General features: G+C 67.8%; 18 protein-coding genes and 1 pseudogene. 12 read left to right on the forward strand and 7 right to left on the reverse strand.

The features are described from left to right. Positions 1-7: 7 nt before the first annotated feature. Entirely contained in the window at positions 8-709 is a 702-nt protein-coding gene (locus J8I34_RS27870) for a GntR family transcriptional regulator (RefSeq protein WP_209776857.1), read from the reverse strand. A 187-nt stretch (positions 710-896) separates the two neighbouring features. Between J8I34_RS27870 and araD the strand changes: the two genes are divergently transcribed. From araD to J8I34_RS27900, 6 genes are all read left to right on the forward strand, one after another. Beyond that, complete coding sequence (gene araD, locus J8I34_RS27875) at positions 897-2,636, forward strand: L-arabinonate dehydratase (protein WP_209807521.1); 1,740 nt, start codon at positions 897-899, stop codon at positions 2,634-2,636. A gap of 25 nt (positions 2,637-2,661) precedes the next feature. Next, the gene (locus J8I34_RS27880) at positions 2,662-3,381 is read left to right on the forward strand and encodes a ribonuclease activity regulator RraA (RefSeq protein WP_029049079.1); all 720 of its coding nucleotides are present in this window, start codon (positions 2,662-2,664) and stop codon (positions 3,379-3,381) included. A 71-nt stretch (positions 3,382-3,452) separates the two neighbouring features. Beyond that, positions 3,453-4,454: a Bug family tripartite tricarboxylate transporter substrate binding protein gene (locus J8I34_RS27885; RefSeq protein WP_209807522.1), complete on the forward strand. Its 1,002-nt coding sequence runs from the start codon at positions 3,453-3,455 to the stop codon at positions 4,452-4,454. A 126-nt stretch (positions 4,455-4,580) separates the two neighbouring features. Next, the gene (locus J8I34_RS27890) at positions 4,581-5,570 is read left to right on the forward strand and encodes a tripartite tricarboxylate transporter substrate binding protein (protein ID WP_035878393.1); all 990 of its coding nucleotides are present in this window, start codon (positions 4,581-4,583) and stop codon (positions 5,568-5,570) included. Positions 5,571-5,614: 44 nt separating this feature from the next. Continuing rightward, positions 5,615-6,616, forward strand: coding sequence for a Bug family tripartite tricarboxylate transporter substrate binding protein (locus tag J8I34_RS27895; RefSeq protein ID WP_035878392.1), 1,002 nt, complete (start codon positions 5,615-5,617; stop codon positions 6,614-6,616). A 33-nt stretch (positions 6,617-6,649) separates the two neighbouring features. Further along, positions 6,650-7,591 (forward strand): 2-hydroxyacid dehydrogenase, encoded by a 942-nt coding sequence (locus J8I34_RS27900; RefSeq protein ID WP_209776867.1) that lies wholly within the window; start codon positions 6,650-6,652, stop codon positions 7,589-7,591. 59 nt (positions 7,592-7,650) lie between these two features. Here the strand turns inward: J8I34_RS27900 and J8I34_RS27905 are convergent, their stop codons facing one another. Then, the gene (locus J8I34_RS27905) at positions 7,651-7,959 is read right to left on the reverse strand and encodes a DUF2188 domain-containing protein (protein WP_029049074.1); all 309 of its coding nucleotides are present in this window, start codon (positions 7,957-7,959) and stop codon (positions 7,651-7,653) included. A 474-nt stretch (positions 7,960-8,433) separates the two neighbouring features. Here J8I34_RS27905 and J8I34_RS27910 point away from each other — a divergent pair, with 474 nt between their 5' ends. Continuing rightward, on the forward strand, positions 8,434-9,279 hold the full coding sequence (locus J8I34_RS27910; protein WP_209776872.1) for a class II glutamine amidotransferase: 846 nt from the start codon (positions 8,434-8,436) through the stop codon (positions 9,277-9,279). 40 nt (positions 9,280-9,319) lie between these two features. On the opposite strand, the gene J8I34_RS27915 is transcribed toward J8I34_RS27910, so the two are convergent. The 3 genes from J8I34_RS27915 to J8I34_RS27925 form a co-directional block, all read right to left on the reverse strand. Beyond that, a complete protein-coding gene (locus J8I34_RS27915) occupies positions 9,320-9,910 on the reverse strand; it encodes a ProQ/FinO family protein (protein ID WP_371748151.1) in 591 nt (196 codons plus the stop codon). A gap of 98 nt (positions 9,911-10,008) precedes the next feature. Further along, a complete protein-coding gene (locus J8I34_RS27920; protein WP_209807524.1) occupies positions 10,009-10,599 on the reverse strand; it encodes a helix-turn-helix transcriptional regulator in 591 nt (196 codons plus the stop codon). Positions 10,600-10,758: 159 nt separating this feature from the next. Beyond that, entirely contained in the window at positions 10,759-11,427 is a 669-nt protein-coding gene (locus J8I34_RS27925; protein WP_029049072.1) for a GntR family transcriptional regulator, read from the reverse strand. A 302-nt stretch (positions 11,428-11,729) separates the two neighbouring features. On the opposite strand from J8I34_RS27925, the gene J8I34_RS27930 reads away from it, so the two are divergent. The 5 genes from J8I34_RS27930 to J8I34_RS27950 are packed head-to-tail and all read left to right on the forward strand — an operon-like array spanning position 11,730 to position 17,992. Next, the gene (locus tag J8I34_RS27930; RefSeq protein ID WP_209776883.1) at positions 11,730-13,016 is read left to right on the forward strand and encodes an MFS transporter; all 1,287 of its coding nucleotides are present in this window, start codon (positions 11,730-11,732) and stop codon (positions 13,014-13,016) included. A 4-nt stretch (positions 13,017-13,020) separates the two neighbouring features. Next, positions 13,021-13,776, forward strand: coding sequence for a LamB/YcsF family protein (locus J8I34_RS27935; protein ID WP_209807525.1), 756 nt, complete (start codon positions 13,021-13,023; stop codon positions 13,774-13,776). A gap of 34 nt (positions 13,777-13,810) precedes the next feature. Further along, the gene (locus J8I34_RS27940) at positions 13,811-14,623 is read left to right on the forward strand and encodes a putative hydro-lyase (protein ID WP_209776888.1); all 813 of its coding nucleotides are present in this window, start codon (positions 13,811-13,813) and stop codon (positions 14,621-14,623) included. A 28-nt stretch (positions 14,624-14,651) separates the two neighbouring features. Beyond that, complete coding sequence (gene pxpB / locus J8I34_RS27945; RefSeq protein WP_209807526.1) at positions 14,652-16,256, forward strand: 5-oxoprolinase subunit PxpB; 1,605 nt, start codon at positions 14,652-14,654, stop codon at positions 16,254-16,256. 5 nt (positions 16,257-16,261) lie between these two features. Then, the gene (locus tag J8I34_RS27950) at positions 16,262-17,992 is read left to right on the forward strand and encodes an acetyl/propionyl/methylcrotonyl-CoA carboxylase subunit alpha (RefSeq protein ID WP_209776893.1); all 1,731 of its coding nucleotides are present in this window, start codon (positions 16,262-16,264) and stop codon (positions 17,990-17,992) included. A gap of 225 nt (positions 17,993-18,217) precedes the next feature. Here the strand turns inward: J8I34_RS27950 and J8I34_RS27955 are convergent. Together J8I34_RS27955 and J8I34_RS27960 are read right to left on the reverse strand one after the other, a co-directional pair. Beyond that, positions 18,218-18,808, reverse strand: a pseudogene (locus J8I34_RS27955) (aconitate hydratase AcnA); the annotation flags it as partial. A 163-nt stretch (positions 18,809-18,971) separates the two neighbouring features. Then, on the reverse strand, positions 18,972-20,585 hold the full coding sequence (locus tag J8I34_RS27960; protein WP_209807528.1) for an alkaline phosphatase D family protein: 1,614 nt from the start codon (positions 20,583-20,585) through the stop codon (positions 18,972-18,974). Positions 20,586-20,639 lie beyond the last annotated feature (54 nt).

A 20,639-nucleotide genomic window follows, 5' to 3' on the forward strand; every position in this document is an offset into this window, starting at 1 on the left:
CGTGCCGTCAGCGGAAATAGTCGGTGAAGCGCCCGCGGATCTCGTCGATATTCGCCAGTGTGCCGGACAGGTGCGCGCGCAGCGCGCTCTCGGCACGCGCCGGATCGCCGGCCGCGATCGCATCGACGATGGCCTCATGGTCGCGCAGCACCGCCATCGCCTTGCCGGGAATGGGCAGGTGCAGGCGGCGCAGCCGGTCGAGGTGGCCGCTCTGCCGGCGCACCAGGGTCCACAGGTCGGGCACCCGGGCCGCTTCGTAGAGTTCGCGGTGGAAGGCCTGGTCGTTGACGTTGAATTCGTCGAAGTCCTGCAGCTCGAGCATCTTGCGCTGCCGCGCGACCGTGGCGCGCAGGCGCTCGACCAGCACCGGGTCGGCCTGCTGTGCCAGCGTGCGCACGATCTCCAGCTCGACCGAGCGGCGCAGGAAGTGCGCCTGCGTGGCCAGGGCGACGTCGATCGGGCTGACCACGGTGGCGTGCTGCGGAAAGATGTCGACCAGGCCTTCTTCGCCGAGCCGGATCAATGCGTCGCGCACCGGGGTCTGGCTGATGCCGTACTGGTCGGCCAGCTCGGGGCGCGACAGCACGGTGCCCGGGGGCAGGGCCATCGAGATGATCTGGTCGCGCATGTGCTCGAACACCTGCGGCGCCGCGTGGCGCGTGCGGTCGAACTGGAATTTGGCTGCGGTAGGAACGGTTGCGGATGGCATGGGAAGGCTCGGCGCATGCCCGGATCGCCACACCGGTGGCGCCGAGGCGTTGCTGATGCGCTGGATTCTAAGGGATTTCACCCGCAATCTCTTACATTGACGTACTAATATATTAGTGCTTTAATGTTTTCGAGCGATGCCCGGCGGCGCGATCGCCCGGCACAAGACAACAAGGTGGAAGAGACACATGACGGCTCGCAAGAAAACGCCGGACGCGCTGCGCAGCGCGCGCTGGTTCGCACCCGATGACCTGCGTTCGTCGGGGCATCGGTCCCGGATCATGCAGATGGGCTACTCGCCGGGCGAGTGGATGGGCAAGCCGGTCATCGCCATCATCAATACGTGGTCGGACATCAATCCCTGCCACGCCCACTTCAAGCAGCGCGTCGACGACGTCAAGCGCGGCATCCTCCAGGCCGGAGGCTTTCCGATCGAACTGCCGGCGATCTCGCTGTCGGAAAGCTCGGTCAAGCCGACCACCATGCTCTATCGCAATTTCCTCGCGATGGAGGCGGAAGAACTGATCCGCTCGCACCCGATCGACGGCGCCGTGCTGATGGGCGGCTGCGACAAGACCACGCCGGGCCTGCTGATGGGCGCCACCAGCGCCGGCGTGCCGGCGATCTTCGTTCCCGCCGGGCCGATGCTGCGCGGCAACTACAAGGGCAACGTGCTGGGCTCCGGCTCGGACGCGTGGAAGTACTGGGACGAGCGCCGCGCCGGCAATATCACCGACGCGCAGTGGACCGGCATCGAGGCCGGCATCGCCCGCAGCCACGGCACCTGCATGACCATGGGCACGGCCAGCACGATGACGGCCATCGCCGAAGCCATCGGCATGACGCTGCCCGGCGCTTCGTCGATCCCGGCGGCCGACGCCAACCATATCCGCATGTGCTCCGAGGCCGGCCGCCGCATCGTCGACATGGTGTGGGAGGACCTGACGCCGCAGCGCATCCAGACCCGACAGGCCTATGAAAACGCGATCGCCGTGGCGATGGCGATGGGCTGCTCGACCAACGCGATCATCCACGTCATCGCCATGGGCCGGCGCGCCGGCCATGACATCGGCCTGGAAGACTTCGATGCGGCCAGCCGGCGCGTGCCGGTGATCGCCAATATCCGGCCCAGCGGCGACAAGTACCTGATGGAAGATTTCTTCTACGCGGGCGGGCTGCCTGCGCTGATGCAGCGCATCAGCGACCGCCTGCACCTGGACGCGCTCACCATTACCGGGCGCCCGCTGGGCGAAACCATCGCCCATGCCGAGGTCTACAACAACGACGTGATCCGCACGCCGGAGAACGCGCTGTACCAGGAGGGCGCGCTGGCGGTGCTGAAGGGCAACATCGCGCCGGACGGCTGCGTGATCAAGCCCAGCGCGTGCGAGAAACGGTTTTTCCGGCACACCGGCCCGGCGCTGGTGTTCGAGGACTACCCGTCGATGAAGGAAGCGGTGGAGCGCGACGACCTCGACGTCACCGCCGACCACGTGCTGATCCTGCGCAACGCCGGCCCGCAGGGCGGCCCCGGTATGCCGGAGTGGGGCATGCTGCCGATCCCGAAGAAGCTGGTGAAGCAGGGCGTGCGCGACATGCTGCGCATGTCCGACGCGCGCATGAGCGGCACCAGCTACGGCGCCTGCATCCTCCATGTGTCGCCCGAATCGTACGTGGGCGGACCGTTCGCCCTGGTGCGCACCGGCGACCTGATCTCGGTCGATATCGAACGGCGCAGCATCCACCTGGAAGTCTCCGACGAAGAGCTGGCGCGCCGCCGTGCGGAGTGGACGCCGCCGCCGCCGCGCTTCGAGCGCGGCTATGGCTGGATGTTCTCCCAGCATATCCGCCAGGCCAACGAAGGCTGCGATTTCGATTTCCTGCAAACCGACTTCGGCGCGCCGACCGGCGAACCGAGCATCTACTGACGCCACCAGACCGGCAAGGACCACCATGACCCGACTCAGCCCCGCGGTACGGGACCAGCTCAAGACCGTCAGCACCGCCACGCTGTGCACCGCGCTGTTCAAGCGCGGCCTGCGCAACCAGTTTATCCAGGACGTACGCCCGCTGAATCCGGAGGGCGGCACCATGGTGGGCGAGGCCTTCACGCTGCGCTATATCCCGGCGCGCGAGGACCTCAACCCCATCACCGTGTTCCAGGACCCGGCGCACCCGCAGCGGCAGGCGATCGAGCAATGCCCGCCGGGCGCGGTGCTGGTGATCGACAGCCGCAAGGATGCGCGCGCGGCCTCGGCCGGCTCGATCCTGGTCACGCGGCTGATGCAGCGCGGCGGCGCCGGCATCGTCACCGACGGCGGCTTCCGCGATTCGCCCGAGATCGCGCGGCTGGCCATGCCCGCCTACCACCAGCGGCCTTCGGCGCCGACCAACCTGACGCTGCACCAGGCGCTGGAGTTCAACGTGCCGATCGGCTGCGGCGATGTCGCGGTCTTCCCCGGCGACGTGGTGGTCGGCGACGGCGAGGGCGTGATCGTGATCCCGGCGCACCTGGCCGAAGAGATCGCTGCCGAGGCCGTGGAGATGACGGCGTTCGAGGACTTTGTCACCGAGGAAGTGAGCAAGGGCCGCTCGATCATCGGGCTCTACCCGCCGACCAGCGAGCAGGCGCGCGAGGATTTCGTGGCCTGGCGCAAGGCCAACGGGCGCTAGCCGCTTCGCCCCGCCTGACACGCCAACGACAACAACACAGGCCGGCACGACCGGCCATGGCAGGAGACATCATGAAGCAAGGGATTGCAGCCGCAAGGCGCAGCGCCCGCACGCTGGCCGCGTGCGTGGCTTTCGGCCTCGGCGCGCTGGGCGCGCCGGCGCAGGCGCAGGACAAATGGCCGTCGCGGCCGATCACCTGGGTAGTGCCCTTTGCGGCGGGCGGCTCGACCGATATCGTCGCGCGCACCATCGGGCAGGAAGTCTCGCGCGCCCTCGGCCAGCCGGTGGTGGTGGAGAACCGGCCCGGCGCAGCAGGGGCCGTGGGGGCAGGCTACGTCGCGCGTGCCAAGGCGGACGGCTACACGCTGTTCGGCGGCACCATCAGCACCCACGCCATCAACGCCAGCCTGTACAAGAACCTGTCGTATGACCCGGTCAAGGACTTCGAGCCGGTCAGCCTGGTCGGCTATGTGCCGAACGTGCTGATGGTGAACGCGGAGTTGCCGGTCAGCAACGTGAAGGAGCTGATCGCCTACGCGAAGAAGAAAAACGGCCTCAGTTTCGCCTCGTCCGGCGCGGGCACGTCGACCCATCTCGCCGGCGAGCTGTTCGCCGACCTGATCCATGTGCCGATGACGCACGTGCCATACAAGGGCAGCCCGCAGGCCGTGCAGGACGTGGCGGCCGGGCTGGTGCCGTTCCTGTTCGACCAGCTCACCGCGGGCGAGGCCATGATCAAGGCCGGCAAGCTGCGCGCGCTGGCCGTGACCTCGCCGAAGCGCTCGGCGCTGCTGCCCAAGGTGCCGACCATGGCCGAGGCCGGCGTCAGCGGGTTTGAGATGGTGTCGTGGCAGGCGCTGTATGCCCCGCATGGCACGCCAAAGGAAATCGTCCAGCGCCTGAATGCCGAAGTCATCCGTGCGCTGAAGCAGCCCGCGGTGCAGCAGCGGCTCAGCCAGCAGTTGGGCATGGAGATCGTGGGCAGCACGCCCGCGGAGCTGGCGGCGCTGATGGACAAGGAGATTCCGCGCTGGGCTGCGTTGGTGAAGAAATCGGGGGCGAAGGCGGAGTAAGCAGCCGTCGCCAGGTCAAACCAGACGCTCAATTTCAGCGCGAGCCTCAGCGCACCCCTCTCCCGCAAACGGGCGAGGGGAGCAAACCGCCGGCTCCGATTCATGAACAATCAGGCAGGAGACACCATGGCAATCAACTTCCGATCCTCCCGGCTGGCCGCGGCGCTTGCCGTGACCGCCCTCAGCATCGCCTTCACCCCCACCGGCGCCCACGCCCAGAGCTATCCCACCAAGCCCATCACCATCGTCGTCCCGGCTTCCCCCGGCGGCGCCATCGACCTCGTTGCGCGCCTGGTCGGGCAGAAGCTGACCGAGGCCTGGGGCCAGTCGGTCGTGGTCGACAACCGCAGCGGCGCCACCGGCATCGTCGGCACTGACGTGGTGGCAAAGGCTGCCCCGGACGGTTACACGCTGGCGCTGGTGGCAAGCAGCCACGCCATCAACCCCAGCATGGTGCGCAAGCTGCCGTACGACACCGTCAAGAGCTTCGAGCCGGTCGCGCTGACGCACGTGGTGCCGCTGATGCTGGTGGTTTCGCCCTCGGTCCCGGCGAAGTCGGTCAAGGAACTGATCGCCTACGGCAAGGCGCATCCCGGCCAGCTGTCGTTCGCATCAAGCGGATCGGGCGGTGCCCCGCATTTCTCCGGCGAACTGTTCAAGAGCATGGCCGGCCTCGACATGGTCCACATTCCCTACAAGGGCAGCACGCTGGCGCATCCCGACCTGACCAGCGGCCGCGTCTCGCTGATGTTCGACACCGTGGCCGCGATCAACCCGCAGGTCAAGGCCGGCAAGGTGAGGGCGCTGGCAGTCAGCACGACCAAGCACGCGGCCATCGCGCCGCAGCTGCCGACCATGGCGGAAGCCGGCCTGCCGGGCTACGACACCAGCACCTGGGGCGGCGTGCTCGCGCCCGCCGGCACGCCCAAGGCAGTGATCGACAAGCTCAACGCCGGCATCAACCAGGCGCTGGCCGCGCCGGACGTGCGCGAACGCCTGCTTGCGGCAGGCATCGAGCCCGCCGGCGGCAGCCCCGCGCAGTTCTCGGGCTTTATCCAGACCGAGATGGTCAAGTGGGCCAAGGTGGCCAAAAACGCCGGCATCCAGCCGGAATGACACGGCGACGCTTCCCCCGACAACGCCAACCGAACGAGACAGCCATGCCAGACCGCATTCCCTCCACCGCCCGGCGCCGGGCGCTGCTGGCTCTGTGCCTTGCCGCCGCACCGCTGCTTGCCCCGGCGGCTCACGCGCAAGCCAACGCCAGCTGGCCGACACGGCCGGTCACGATCATCCTGCCGTTCACGCCCGGCGGCGGCACCGACATTGCCACGCGCCTGGTAGCGCAGCGCCTGTCGCAGCTGTGGGGCCAGCCGGTGCTGGTGGACAACCGGCCCGGCGCGGCCGGCAACGTCGGCCTGGAGCTGGCGTCGCGCGCCAGGCCGGACGGCTACACGCTGGTGGCGGGCAATGTCGGCACCCAGTCGATCAATCCCACGCTGTACACCAAGCTGTCTTACGATCCCAACCGCCTGGTTCCGGTGACCGAGATGGCCGAGTTGCCGTTCGTGCTGGTGGTGACGCCCAAGCTGCCCGCAAAGACCGCGAAGGATCTGGTGGCATTGGCCAAGGCGCAGCCGGGCAAGCTATCCTTCGCCAGCTCGGGCACGGGCGGGTCGCCGCACCTGTCGGGCGAGATCTTCAAGGCCGCGACCGGGACCGACATGCTGCACGTGCCATACAAGGGCGGCGGCGCCGCCATGAGCGACCTGATGGCGGGCAATGTCGACATGCTGTTCGCGTCGGTGCTGGAAACCGCCGGGCACGTCAAGGCGGGCAAGCTGCGCGCGCTGGCGGTCACCGGCACGGTGCGCTCGCCGGCGCTGCCAGACGTGCCCACGCTGGCGCAGGCCGGCATCACCGGCGCCGAGTCTGGCTCATGGGTCGGCTTGCTGGCGCCGGCCGGCACGCCCAAGGACATCGTCGACAAGATCGCCGCCGGGGTGAAGCAGGTGGTGGCACTGCCCGAGGTGCGCCAGCAACTGGTGGAGCAGGGCGCGATTCCCGTCGGCAGCACGCCGCAGCAGTTCACCGAGCTGATTTCCACCGACCGCAAGCGCTACGCCAAGGTCATCGTCGACAACAAACTGCGCGCCGACTGACGCGCGCGTCTCTCCTCAAAGGACCCCTTGCGCATGAAACCCCGCCTGTTGCAGCACGGCCGCCTGCCTGAAGCCACCGAAGCGCGCCTGGCCGAGCACTACGACGTCCACCCGTTCTGGACTGAAGCCGATCCCGCCGGCTTCCTGGCCCGCCACGGCAGCGAGTTCGTCGCGCTGACGACGCGCGCCGCGATCGGTGCCGATGCCGCGCTGCTGGCCGCGCTGCCGTCGCTGCGCGTGATCTCCAGCTTCGGCGTTGGCCTGGACAAGCTCGATCTCGACACCGCGCGTCAGCGCGGCATCGCCGTGGGCTATACGCCAGACGTGCTAAACGACTGCGTTGCCGATACCGCGTTTGCGCTGCTGCTGGATGTCTCGCGCAAGGTCAGCGCCGCGGACCGCTTCGTGCGCCGCGGCGAATGGCCCAAGGGGCAGCCGTTCCCGCTGGCGACGCGCGTCAGCGGCAAGCGGCTCGGCATCCTTGGCATGGGCCGCATCGGCCGCGTGATCGCGCACCGCTCGGTGGGATTCGACATGGAGGTGCGTTATCACAGCCGCAACCCGGCCGCGGATGCGCCTTACCCCTATGAAGCGTCCCTGGAAGCGCTGGCGCGCTGGGCCGATTACCTGGTCGTCGCCACGGCGGGCGGGCCCTCGACCCGCCATCTGGTGTCGGCAGCCGTGCTGGACGCGCTGGGCCCGCGCGGCTTCCTGATCAATATCGCCCGCGGCACGGTGGTAGACGAGGCGGCGCTGGTCGAGGCGCTATCGCGGCAGCGCATCGCCGGTGCCGGCCTTGACGTGTTCGAGGATGAACCGAATGTGCCCGAGGCGCTGTTCGGCCTGGACAATGTCGTGCTGCTGCCGCATATCGCAAGCGCCACGCATGAAACGCGGCAGGCGATGGCGGACCTGGTGTTCGAGAATCTGCAGCAGTTCTTTGCAACCGGCGCGGTGAAGAAGTCGGCGATCTAGCCCTGGGGATATGCTGCCATCTGCTGCGCGACCTGCTCCGAAGGCGGCAGCAGGCGAGATCAAGCCGAGGTATTCCGGGCCTTTTCAGGCGCCTCGGGCTGTTCGGCTGGCAGCACTGGCATGTCGACGCATGCAACCGGCGACACGGTGTCGGTGGGTGGCATGGCACGGGAGCAATCAATGCGCTGGATGATGTCGCCGTTCTTGTCATGCACGTAGAGCATCGCCCGTCGCTCCACGGCGAGCGATGTGGCGAGGGCAATGGCGCTGGTCATGTCGAGGCCGACCTGGAGGCGTCCTTCGCCCTCGGCCGCGATCGCCCAGTGCCCATCGAAAACGACATGCACATTGCAGTTCTGAACAGGCATTGGCTGCTTCCTCCGTGGCGGGGCCCAGCGGACCCCTCGAGACATTTGTAGACACAAGCTACCACGGGACTGCCCTGAGCGGGTGCGCCCGGAACTCGCGAGATTCGTACAGATCGGGTCTGATGATTTGACTTCATCGCGCCCCGAACATTCCATGCAAGTGCCATACCGGGGCACGATCGCCCGGCCATCCTGCAGGCAGGCAAGCCCCGCCACGACTTCGACGACCGGAGCAGTCCCCGAACGCTTCTGAAAGGATTGCATGAATTGCCCCGGCTCGTGTAGGGATTTCACCAAGCGATCCGGCTGGCAACGGTACGCCAGCGCGTATGTGCCGCAGCCAGCATACCCGGGCCACCGCCGGCACTGCTTCAGCGCTGCCCGCAGCCGGCACTTTGCCGTTCCGCCGTTGCCGTCTACAACTGAAGCATGGGGCCGGAAAGGCACCGGGCCGCACTTGTGAGGAGACACATCATGTGCCGCTGGCTGGCGTACTCGGGCAGGTCCGTTCCGCTGGAGGCGGTGCTATTCCAGCCGGAACATTCATTGATCGACCAGAGCCTGAATTCCAGGCTCGGCCATACCACCACCAATGGCGACGGCTTCGGCGTCGGCTGGTACGGAAGGCATTCCGAGGTGCCGTTCCGCTACCGCTGCCTGCATCCGGCATGGAGCGACACCAACCTGCGCGAGACGGCGCGCGCGGTGCGGGCGCCGCTGTTCCTGGCCCATGTGCGCGCGGCCACCGGCACGCCCACGCAGGAGACCAACTGCCATCCGTTCCGCTTCGGCCGCTGGTTGTTCGTGCATAACGGGCTGATTCGCGAATATCCGCTGCTGCGGCGCGACCTGATGATGGCCGTGGCGCCGCATCTGTTCCGCTGGATCGAGGGATCGACCGACTCGGAGGTAATGTTCTTCCTGGCGCTGACTTTTGGCCTGGAGCGCGACCCGCGTGGTGCACTGGAGCAGATGGCGGGGCTGATCGAGGAGGTCGGCCATCGCTATGACGTGCAGTTCCCGCTCAACATGACGGTGTGCGTCACGGATGGCCAGCAGGTCGTGGCGGTGCGCTATTCGAGCGAGACGGCGTCGCGCTCGCTGTTCCACAGCACCTCGTTCCGGCAGCTGCGAGAGCTGTATCCCCAGGACCCGCGCATCATCGCCGCCGGCGACGACGCGTTCCTGGTGTTGTCGGAGCCGCTGATCGACGTGCAAGGGGTTTGGGAGGAGATCCCGGAAGCGACCATCCTGATGGCCCGGAATGGCCAGATCGACCACAAGCGCTTTGTGCCGAGGATGCCTGAGCCGTCCGCGTAGTCACCGGGAAAGGCGCCTTCCCAGGAGGCGCCGGCGATGGTCAGGCGGGCTTGCCGGCCTGCGACGGTTCCGCCGCCTGTGCTGGCTGTTCCTGCTGCGCTTGCTGAGCCTGGTGTTCCTGCTGAGCTTGCGCAGCTTGCTGCACTGGTTGCTTCGACTGCGGCCGGGTAGCACGGCTGCGCTGCAACTGACGCGCGCGCCGGGCATCGGCCTCGGTGACCTGTCCGGCGGGCTCGCCGGCAAGGTCCACGCGCGCAGCGCCCTCCACCATGCCGTTCCAGTAGCGTGCGCCGCGGCACCAGGTCCGGATCGCGTCGCGCAGCTCGGCCTCGGTCAGCTTCAGTTCCTGCGCGTGCTGCACCAGGTCCTGGAAGATGCCGACCTTGAGCGGCACTTTCGGAGCCGGGTTCTTGGGGAAGACGGCGGGGAAGCGCTTTTGCAGCCTGGAGATGGCGAGGACCACCGGATCGACCGGCTTTTCCGGCGCGGCATCGCGTACGCGCGACGGCTTGTTGCCCTTGTTGCCTTTGGCGCCGTCAGTACCCTTGCCGCCGTTAGCACCCTTTGTGCCGTTGGTGCTCTTGTTTCGCTTTGCAGACTGGGCCGCCTTTTCGGCCTTTGCCTGTTCCACGAGTTTTGCCTTCAGCGCCGCCAGTTGTTCGAAGCCCATTGTGTCAAGACATGTAAACGTGGCGGCATTGTATCAGGGTGCCGTCCTGGATCACCGCGTCAGCGCTCGCGCGACAGGTTTTCAAGCCACAGGCTCATCAACCCGGCCCGGCCCCTGACACCGAATTTGCGGAAGATCGTGGTGACATAGGAATGCGTGGTGGAGACGGCGAGGCCGAGGCGGTGGGCAATCTGCTTCTCCGAAGCGTCGGTCAGCAGCAACTGAAGGACCTTCTGCTCATGGGGCGCGAGCGGCACCGGCGAAAACGCCAGGCCCAGTTCGACCACGCTCTTCTTCCTCAGCGCCGTGACATCGCGCGCGACCCCGACGCGCATCCGTTCCGATTGCAGCCATCCAGCCGACCACATGATATGGACATCGTTGCCGCCTTTGTGCCGGTAGCGATTCTCGAAGCCGATCCGCTTCTTGCCGGCCATGACTTCCTTGGCCTCGATCAGGGTCCGGTCGCGGTCGTCCGGTGCCACCAGGTCGATGATGGACTGCCCGGTGATCTCCTTCGGCGTGTAGCCGAGGATGCCTTCGCAGGCAGCGCTTACGTACTGGATGCGGCCGTTGGTATCGACCATGAACACGGCATCCAGCAAATGATCCGCAAATTCGGTGCGGTCCTTCCCGATCTCGTTCCTCATGGCAGTCTGGAAATATGCCGAAGCTGCTGTGCTGCGCCGATCCCGCGTGCGGCCGGGTTCCCATGCAGGTGAAGACTAGACGACACCCTCGCACCTGTAAATAACGCCAAAGGGGCAGAAATTGTCAGGGAGAGGGCAAAAAGGGGACCGCAGCTCGCATCAGCGCCCCTTGAACACCGGATGCCGCGCGCACACCGACAGCACGATGCGCTCGGACTGCGTCAGGTAATCGTTCAGCGCCACTGCGCATTCGGCCAGCTTGCCCGCCTCGAACAGTTCCAGGATGTGCTGGTTCATCTCGACGTAAGGGCCGTGCAGGAATTCGGGGTCATGCAGCATGCCGAACGCCAGGCGCAGTTCGGCGAGCAGGTGGGAGAACATCACGTTCAGGCGCTCGCTGTCGGCCAGCTCCACGATCGCCATGTGGAATTCCATATTGGCAGTGCCAGCGCCCTGCCAGTCGCCGTTGTCGCGGCAGCGCAGCCCCATTTCCACCGCTTCGCGCAGGTGCTTGCGGGCCGGATGGCTGGGGTAGGCCTGGGCAATGGCCTGGCATTCAATCAGCCGGCGCACCCGATAGATGTCGATGATCGACGCAATGCTGGGAATCGCCACCGACACGCCCCGGTTGGGCTCGTGCTTGAGCAGGCCTTCCTTGGTCAGCACGCGGAAGGTCTCGCGCAGGGTGTTGCGGGAAATCTGCAGGCTTTCGCTCAGCGCCGCTTCCGACAGGCGCTGTCCCGGCTCGAACTCGCCATGCACGATGCGCTGGCGGATCTGCTCCGTGACTCGTTCTGCCAAATTCTTGACGTCAGGTGTGGAGGACATGGTGGATGGATCGGGCACCGGCTCATTCCGGTGAAGCCCGTGACCGGATGTTAACGCACTTTGTTCAACAATAAGCACAGGATTGGTGCGGACGATGGGCTGCAACGGTGCCTTAGGTGTATACCATGATCGATCAACACCAAAGATTGTTCAACAATATGTGTACGGTGGTTGAGTGATACGTGCCGATAGGTCAACATGGCATGCGATTTGCTAAACAACGCCGATGAAAACGAACATCGTCGTGAGTCAGTGCGACGAGCTTTTTCCCACGCTTTGTCCTTGTCCTAGTGAGCGCAACCATGTGGCTTAAAGAAACTACCGGAGCAGAGCGCAAGACGCTCTTTGCCGCCTTCGTCGGCTATGGCGTCGATGCCTTCGACTACATGATCTACACCTTCATGATCCCCACGTTCATCCTCGTGTGGGGCATGACCAAGGCCGAAGCGGGCTATATCGCGACCGGCGCGCTGATCAGTTCGGCCGTCGGCGGCTGGCTGGCCGGCATCCTGGCCGACAAGTACGGCCGCGTGCGGATCCTGCAGCTGACCGTGCTCTGGTTCAGCTTCTTCACCTTCCTGAGCGGGTTCACCAACTCGCCCGAGCAATTGTTCGTCACCCGCATGCTGCAAGGCCTGGGCTTCGGCGGCGAATGGTCGGTCGGCTCGGTGCTGATCGCCGAGATGATCCGCGCCCGCCACCGCGGCAAGGCCGTTGGACTGGTGCAAAGCAGCTGGGCGGTTGGCTGGGGACTTTCGGCGATCGCGTTCTGGGCGGTCTATGCCGCGTTCGAGCAGCAATACGCATGGCGAGTGCTGTTCTGGATCGGCGTGCTGCCGGCGGTCTTTATCCTCTACATCCGCCGCAATATCTCGGAACCCGAGGTGTATCAGGAAACCAAGGCCAAGCTGGCCCGCACCGGGCAAAGCAATAACTTCATGCTGATCTTCAAGCCTGGCGTGCTGCGCACCACGGTGCTGGCCAGCCTGCTCGCGACTGGCATGCAGGGTGCCTACTATTCGGTGACGACCTGGCTGCCGACCTATCTCAAGATGGAGCGCAACCTGTCCGTGCTCAATACCAGCGGCTATCTGATGGTGCTGATCGCAGGCTCGTTCGCCGGCTATCTGACCAGCGCCTGGCTGTCCGATCGCCTGGGACGCCGGCGCTGCTTCATGCTGTTCGCAGTGAGCGCAGCCATCCTCGTGACCTGCTATACGCAGCTGCCGATCACCGACTCGGCGATGCTGCTGCTTGGCTTCCCCTTGGGATTCTTCCTGTCTGGCATCTTTTCGGGCATGGGAGCTTACCTGACGGAGCTATATCCGAGCCATATCCGTGGCTCCGGACAAGGCTTTTCCTACAACTTCGGGCGCGCGGTCGGCTCGGTGTTCCCGGCCATGATCGGGCACATGAGCGCATCGATGTCGCTGGGCGTGGCCATCGGCTATCTTGCCGCGGGCGCCTATGGGTTGGTCGTTATCGCGTGCCTGCTGTTGCCGGAAACACAGGGACGCGAACTACTCGGCGAGACCGAGGCTGGCACGGAAGGACCGGCTGTCGCACCAACTTCGCGGACGGCAGCCTGACGCCATGCATATCGATCTCAACAGCGACCTCGGCGAGAGCTTCGGCGCCTGGAGCATGGGCAACGATGCCGCCATGCTGGATATCGTCAGCAGCGCCAACGTGGCCTGCGGCTTCCATGCCGGCGACCCGGCCGGCATCCTGCAGACGCTGAAGGCCGCGGCGGAGCGCGGCGTTGCCGTGGGCGCGCACGTTTCGTATCCCGACCTGCAGGGCTTCGGCCGACGCAACATGGACGTGGCCAGCGCCGACCTGGTGGCCGACGTGATCTACCAGATCAGCGCGCTGTCGGGCATGGCCGCCACCGTCGGCACCACCGTGCGCTATGTCAAGCCACACGGCGCGCTCTACAACACCATCGCCAGCGACGAGCGCCAGGCGCGCGACGTGATCGCCGCCATCCGCGCGGTGAATCCGGAGCTGGCGCTGGTGGCGCTGGCGGGCTCGCCGCTGGTGGGCTGGGCGCGCGAGGCCGGCCTGCGTGTCGTTGCCGAAGCGTTCGCCGACCGCGCCTACACGCCGCAGGGCACGCTGGTGTCCCGCCGCGAGAAGGGCTCGGTCCTGCATGACGCCACCGACGTGGCGCAGCGCATGCTGCGCCTGGTGCGCGAAGGCACGGTGCTCGCCATCGACGGCAGCGTGGCGCGCGTGGAGGCGCAATCGATCTGCGTGCATGGCGACAGCGACGGCGCGCTCGAGATGGCACGCGCCGTGCGCGCCGCGCTGGAGCGCGACGGCATCACGGTTCGCGCCTTCGCCTGAGCCGCCGGGCCCTGAACACACTGGAGAAACACACATGCAAGCATCCGCACTGGAACGCGCCCGCATCGCCGCGGTGAATGCCGCCCGCGAAGCGCGCGCGAGCTATCGCGCCGGTACCGTGCAGCCGACCGCCGGCATTGCGCCGGGCATGACGCAGGCCAATATGATCGCCTTGCCGCGCGACTGGGCCTGGGATTTCCTGCTGTACGCGCAGCGCAATCCCAAGGCCTGTCCGGTGCTCGACGTGATCGAGGCGGGTGCGCACCAGACCCTGCTGGCCGAAGGCGCGGACGTGCGCACCGACATCCCGCTGTACCGCGTCTGGCGCGACGGCAAGCTGGCGGAAGAGGTGGCCGATGCCACGCCGCTGTGGGCCGAGCATCCGGACCTGGTCACCTTCCTGATCGGCTGCAGCTTCACCTTCGAGACGCCGCTGCAGGAGGCCGGCATCGAGGTGCGCCATATCGCCGACGGCTCCAACGTGCCGATGTACCGCACCAGCCGCCAGTGCCGTCCCGCCGGCCGCCTGCATGGCGAGCTGGTGGTGTCGATGCGGCCCATCCCCGCGCACCGCGTTGCCGATGCCGTCTCCATCAGCGGGCGTTTTCCCTCGGTGCACGGTGCGCCGGTCCACGTGGGCGATCCGGCCGCGCTGGGCATCGCCGACATCGGCAAGCCGGACTTCGGCGACGCCGTGCGCATCGAGCCGGGCGAGATCCCCGTGTTCTGGGCCTGCGGCGTGACGCCCCAGGCGGCCGTGATGGCGTCCGGCGTGCCGTTCGCCGTGACCCACGCACCGGGCCATATGTTCATCACCGACGTGCCGGACAGCACGTACCACGTCTGAGACCGCCGGGTCCTTTGCGGAGCTAGTCTTGCGTTTCCTGCCCGTCACCTCGAATGCCCTGCTGGTAGAGCTGGCCGACCTCGGCCAGACACTGGCCCTGCTGGCCTCGCTGCAGCGCGATCCGCTGCATGGCGTGGCCGAGCTGGTGCCCGCCGCGCGCACCATCCTCGTTCACTTCCGCCCGTCGGCGACCAGCGCCGCCGCGCTGGTGCGGGCCATCGCCGCGCGCGACCTGTCGCAGCGCGTCGAGCGCAGCGACATCCTGGTCGAGATCCCCGTGCACTATGACGGCGAGGACCTGGCCGAGGTCGCCGGGCTGCTCGGCATCACGCCGGAGGAAGTCGTGCGCCGCCACACCGGCAGCGAATATACCGTGGCCTTTACCGGGTTTGCCCCGGGCTTTGCCTACCTCAGCGGCGGCCATTCCAGCTTTGACGTGCCGCGCCGCAGTACGCCGCGCACGCGCATTCCCGCCGGCGCCGTCGGCCTGGCCGGCACCTTCAGCGGCGTGTATCCGCAGGCCAGCCCCGGCGGCTGGCAGATCATCGGCGTGACGCCGGTGGCGATGTGGGACCTGGAGCGCGATCAGCCCGCGCTGTTGCAGCCTGGATATCGCGTGCGCTTTGTCGATATCGCGCGGCTCAATGGCGTGGCGGATCCCACCGGCGCCATTGCTGCCGTCGCGCCGCAGCGCGCGGCAAAGCCGGCGGACCAGGCGCCTGCTTCCGCGTCGTTGAACGTAAAGGGCACTGGCCTGCAGACCCTGTTCCAGGACCTGGGCCGGCACGGCCAGGCGGGGCAGGGCGTGTCCGCCTCGGGCGCGATGGACCAGGCCGCGCTGAAGGCCGCCAACCGGCTGGTAGGCAACGCCAGCGATGCCGCGGCGCTCGAGACCATCGGCGGCGGCCTGCAGCTGCAGAGCATGGGCGAAAGCGTGCTGGCCGTCACCGGCGCCGACGCACCGCTGACCGTGCGCACCGCCGATGGCCGGCAATGGGACGTCCCGAACCACCAGGCCGTGGCGCTGGCCGATGGCGACACGATTGCCATCGGCCAGCCGCTGGCCGGTGCGCGCTGCTACGTGGCCGCGCGCGGCGGGTTCGCGGTGGCGCCGGTGCTGGGCAGCTGCGCCACCGACACGCTGGCCAGGGTCGGCCCCGCGCCGCTGGCGGCAGGCGATGTGATCGACCTGCGGCAGGCTCCGGCCGGTGCCATCGTCGGCGCACCCGAGATGCCCGCCGAGAACCTGCCCACGGTGGAGCAGGAGGTCGTGCTGGACGTGGTGCTCGGGCCCCGCACCGACTGGTTTACCGCCGAATCCGTGGAACGGCTGGCCGCGCAGCGCTGGCAGGTCACGCCCCAATCCAACCGCGTGGGCCTGCGCCTGGCCGGCGAAGCGCCGCTGGAGCGCGCCATTGCCGGCGAGCTGCCCAGCGAAGGCACCGCGCTCGGCGCGCTGCAGGTCCCGCCGAGCGGCCAGCCCGTATTGTTCCTGGCCGACCATCCGCTGACCGGCGGCTATCCCGTGATCGGTGCCGTGGCGCCTTATCACCTCGACCGCGCCGGGCAGATCCCGGTCGGTGCCTGGCTGCGCTTCAATCCTGTCGGCGCCTTCGAAGAACTGCAACCGTAATTGCCATGAAGAAAGTCCTGATTGCCAACCGTGGCGAGATCGCCGTTCGCATCATCCGCGCCTGCGCCGACTATGGCGTGGCCTCCGTCGCCGTCTATGCCAACGCCGATATCGACGCGATCCACGCGCGCCTGGCCGACGAAGCCTACGGCCTCGACGGCGACCGCCCGGCGGACACCTACCTGAACATCCCCAAGCTGCTCGAGATCGCCCGGCGCAGCGGCGCCGACGCCGTGCACCCGGGCTATGGCTTCCTGTCGGAAAGCGAAGCCTTCGCCCGCGCGGTGATCGATGCCGGCCTGACCTGGATCGGCCCGTCGCCGGAAACGATCGCGCGGCTGGGCGACAAGGTGGAAGCCCGCAAGATCGCGCTGCAAGTGGGCGCGCCGCTGGTAGCCGGCACGCCCGATCCGGTGTCTGACGCCAACGAGGTGCTGGCCTTTGCCGAGCGCCACGGCCTGCCCATCATCATCAAGGCCGCGTTCGGCGGCGGTGGCCGCGGGATGAAGATCGCCTGGCGCATGGATGAAGTCGAAGAGCTGTACGCGTCCGCCGTGCGCGAGGCGGTCACCGCCTTTGGCCGTGGCGAATGCTTCGTCGAGCAGTTTCTCGACAAGCCGCGCCATATCGAAGCCCAGGTGCTGGCCGACAAGCATGGCAACGTGGTGGTGCTCGGCACGCGCGACTGCTCGCTGCAGCGGCGCAACCAGAAGCTGGTGGAAGAGGCCCCCGCGCCGTTCCTGAGCGACGAACAGCGCGCCCGTATCCACGCCGCCGCGCGCGACATCTGCGCCGCCGCCGGCTACACCAGCGCCGGCACCGTTGAATTCCTGCTCAGCGCCGGCGGCGCGATCTCGTTCCTGGAGGTCAACACCCGCCTGCAGGTCGAGCACCCGGTGACCGAGCAGACCACCGGCGTCGACCTGGTGGTCGAGCAGCTGCGCGTGGCCGACGGCCTGCCGCTGTCGATCACCGAAACCCCGGCGCCGCTGGGCCATTCGATCGAATTCCGCATCAACGCCGAAGACGTCGGCCGCGGCTTCCTGCCGACGCCCGGCCCGGTGCAGCGCTTCGAAGCCCCGTCAGGCCCGGGCGTGCGCGTCGATTCGGGCGTGCAGACGGGGTCGGTAGTGCCCGGCACCTTCGACTCGCTGATGGCCAAGCTGATCGTGACCGGTGCCACGCGCGAGCAGGCGCTGGCGCGCGCGCGCCGCGCGCTGCGCGAGTTCCGGATCGAAGGCGTGGCCTCGGTGCTGCCGTTCCACCGCGCCGTGATCGATCATGCCGATTTCCTGGGCACCGACGGCTTCAAGGTCCATACGCGCTGGATCGAGTCCGACTTCACCGAGCCGCTGGCCGCCGCCGTGCGCGCCGAGCCGCAGCCGGATGGCAGCCTGCTGCGCACCGCGATCGAGATCGACGGCCGCCGCATGGTGCTGGGCCTGCCGGCGCAACTGCTGCGCGGCCTGGCCGAAGCGCCGGGGCAGGGCGGTGCCGCAGCTCCGGCGCCGGCCGCGACGACCAACGCCGCCGACCTGCCTTCGCCGATCGCCGGCACCGTGCAGGCCTGGAAGGTCAACGCGGGGGACGAGGTTAAGGAGGGCGACCTGATCGCCGTGATGGAGGCGATGAAGATGGAGATGCAGGTCCACGCCCATCGCAGCGGCCGTGTCACGTGGCAGGCCGAAACGGGCGTGTTCCTGGCCGCGGGGGCGCGGCTGGCCAGCGTAGAGTGAGCGCGGCCGGGCGCCGGCCTGTTCGTCGGCGCCGCCCATCTTGCGCAGTCCCTTGAACACGAACGGTGCTGCCAGCGCGGCTGCGGCCCGCGCCGGCAGCGCCGCCGGGCCGGGGTGCGACACGAACACCAGAGGGTCGCCCAGGGTCATCTGCATCGCGCGGCAGGACCCCTGGCATTCGGGATAGCTCGCAATGGCGCATCGCGGGCGGCGGCACGGCAAGCGTCAGCCGGCCGGCTGCGACAGCGTCCGGTGCAGGATCAGCGGGATGACGCCGCCACGCCGCAGCAGTTCGACTTCCAGCTGCGTTTCCACTGCTGCGGTAGCGTCGATCTCGTCGATCGCGCCGTCGGCGCGCACGATGCGGACCGCAATATGGCAGCGCGGCGCGATGGCCTGCGCGGGCGCCTCCACGTGGATCTTGTCTCCTGGCTTGATGTCGAGGGTGCGCGGGCCGGTGCCGCGCGGCAGCCGGACCGGCAAGATGCCCATGCCGATCAGGTTGGAGCGGTGGATGCGCTCGAAGCTCGGCGCGATGACCGCGCGGATGCCGAGCAGCCGCTGGCCCTTGGCGGCCCAGTCGCGCGACGAGCCGGTGCCGTAGCGTTCGCCGGCGATTAGCACCACCGCGTCGCCGGCGGCGCGGTAGCGCTCGGCGACTTCGAAGATCGGCTGGACTTCGTTGCTGGGCACGTGCAGCGTGTGGCCCACCGGCGCGGCGGGATGCAGCAGGTTGGCCAGCGTCTTGTTGTAGAACGCGGCGCGCATCATCACTTCCCAATTGCCGCGGCGCGAGGCGAACACGTTCAGGTCGCTGGGCGACGACATCACCACCGACCATATCTCGCCGGCCAGCGCGATTCCGAAGGACAGCTTCATCGCCGACTTCCTGGCATTCCCTGAAAGTGCCTGATCATTCTCCTGGGCCCAGCGCCACGCGCCGGCAACTGCGCCGGGCGCTGCGCAGTCAGCCGGCAAGCTAGCCGCCTGTGGCCCGCTGCACGCCCGGCCTCCGGTCCTCCACCACGAACGCCGCCTGCGTGCCGACCGGGCTGTCCGCGCGCGTCACGTCTTCCACGGCGCGCAGCGTGGCGGCCCAGCGCGCGGGCGTGGCCTCGACCACGGTGTAGCCGCGCTGGTCCGGCCGGGCATGCACAATATGCGGATTCTGGGCCATGATGTTCTCGACACTCTGCATGCTGCTGCCCGAGGCCGAGGCGATGGAGGTCGTGCAGAACTCGCTGGCGATCACGCGGGATGACGGGTCGCTGAAGTCGGCGAGTACGTTGCAGGCGTAGTGCTGGTGGATATCGCCCCCGATGAACACGCTATTGCGCGGCGCCGCCGCCGCGATGCTGTCGAGCAGGCGCTGGCGCGCGGCGGGATAGCCGTCCCAGGTGTCGCTGTGGAAGGCTTCCTCCGGCGGCGCCTTGTAGTTGCGCCGCGAGAAGATGGTCTGCTGCGCGATCGCGCTCCAGCGCGTCTGGTCGCGCTGGTCCTGCGTCAGCCCCTGCGCCAGCCATCGTTCCTGCGCGCTGCCCAGCATGGTGCGGCGCGAGTCGTAGAGCGCGCTGCATGTTTCGGGGGACACAGCGCCTTTGCGTGGCTGCCCGGGTTCGCGGCAGGGCTGGATATCGCGATACTGGCGGTCGTCCAGCACATGGAAATCGACCAGCCGGCCCCAGCGGTGGCGTGTGTGGATGCGCAGTGCATCGGGCGTGCCAAGGCCCGCCGCGCCGTGAACCAGCGTGCTCGCGCGGATCGGCATGTTTTCGTAGAACGCCTGGTAGCCGGCCGTGCGCCGGGCGAGGAACGCTGCCGCGGGCTCGCTGCCCGCGAGCGCCGCGTAGTCGTTCTGGACTTCATGGTCGTCCCAGGTGACCAGCCACGGGCACGCCGCGTGCATGGCCCGCAGCAGCGGGTCGCTCTTGTACAGCGCGTAGCGGTCGCGGAAGTCCTGCAGGCTGGTCGCGGTGGGCAGGCTGTGCGTGCGCGGCAGGTGTGCACGCGCGTTGGCGGGCACCGCGGTTTCGTAGATGTAGTCGCCCAGGAACACCACCAGATCCAGGTCTTCCTGCCGCATCTGCCGGTAGGCGGCGTAATAGCCTTGTTCCCAGCGCTGGCAGGAGGCAAAGGCAAAGCGTACGCGCGGGGCCAGTGTGTCGGCAGCCGGCGCGGTGCGGGTGCGGGAAGGGGCGGTAACTGCGTCGCCGTGCATGAACCGGTAGAAGTACCAGCGATCGGGGCGCAGCCCGTCGACTTCCACATGGACGGAATGGCCCAGTTCGGGCAGCGCCTGCGCATGGCCGCGGCGAACGATGCGGCGGAATGCTTCATCTTCGGCGACTTCCCACTGGACGGTCAGCCGCCCCTGCAACGGCGTGGTGCCATGGGTATCGGCCTGCGGTGTACCCGGGATGGCGCCGTCGAACAGCCGCGTCCACAGCACGAATCCGTCCGGCGTCGGGGCCCCGCTTGCCACGCCCAGCGCGAACAGGTCGCGCTGGCGCAGCGTGGCGGAGATGGCCCAGCGCGGCAACTGTGTGGCAAGTGCGGCAGAGGCTGCCAGCGTCAGGAATGTTCTTCGTTGCATGGCGGTTCCGTACAGTCAGGAGGGACGATTGCAGCTCGGCTCGAAGCATCCGAT

Source organism: Cupriavidus phytohabitans (assembly GCF_017815025.1).
Taxonomy (GTDB): domain Bacteria; phylum Pseudomonadota; class Gammaproteobacteria; order Burkholderiales; family Burkholderiaceae; genus Cupriavidus.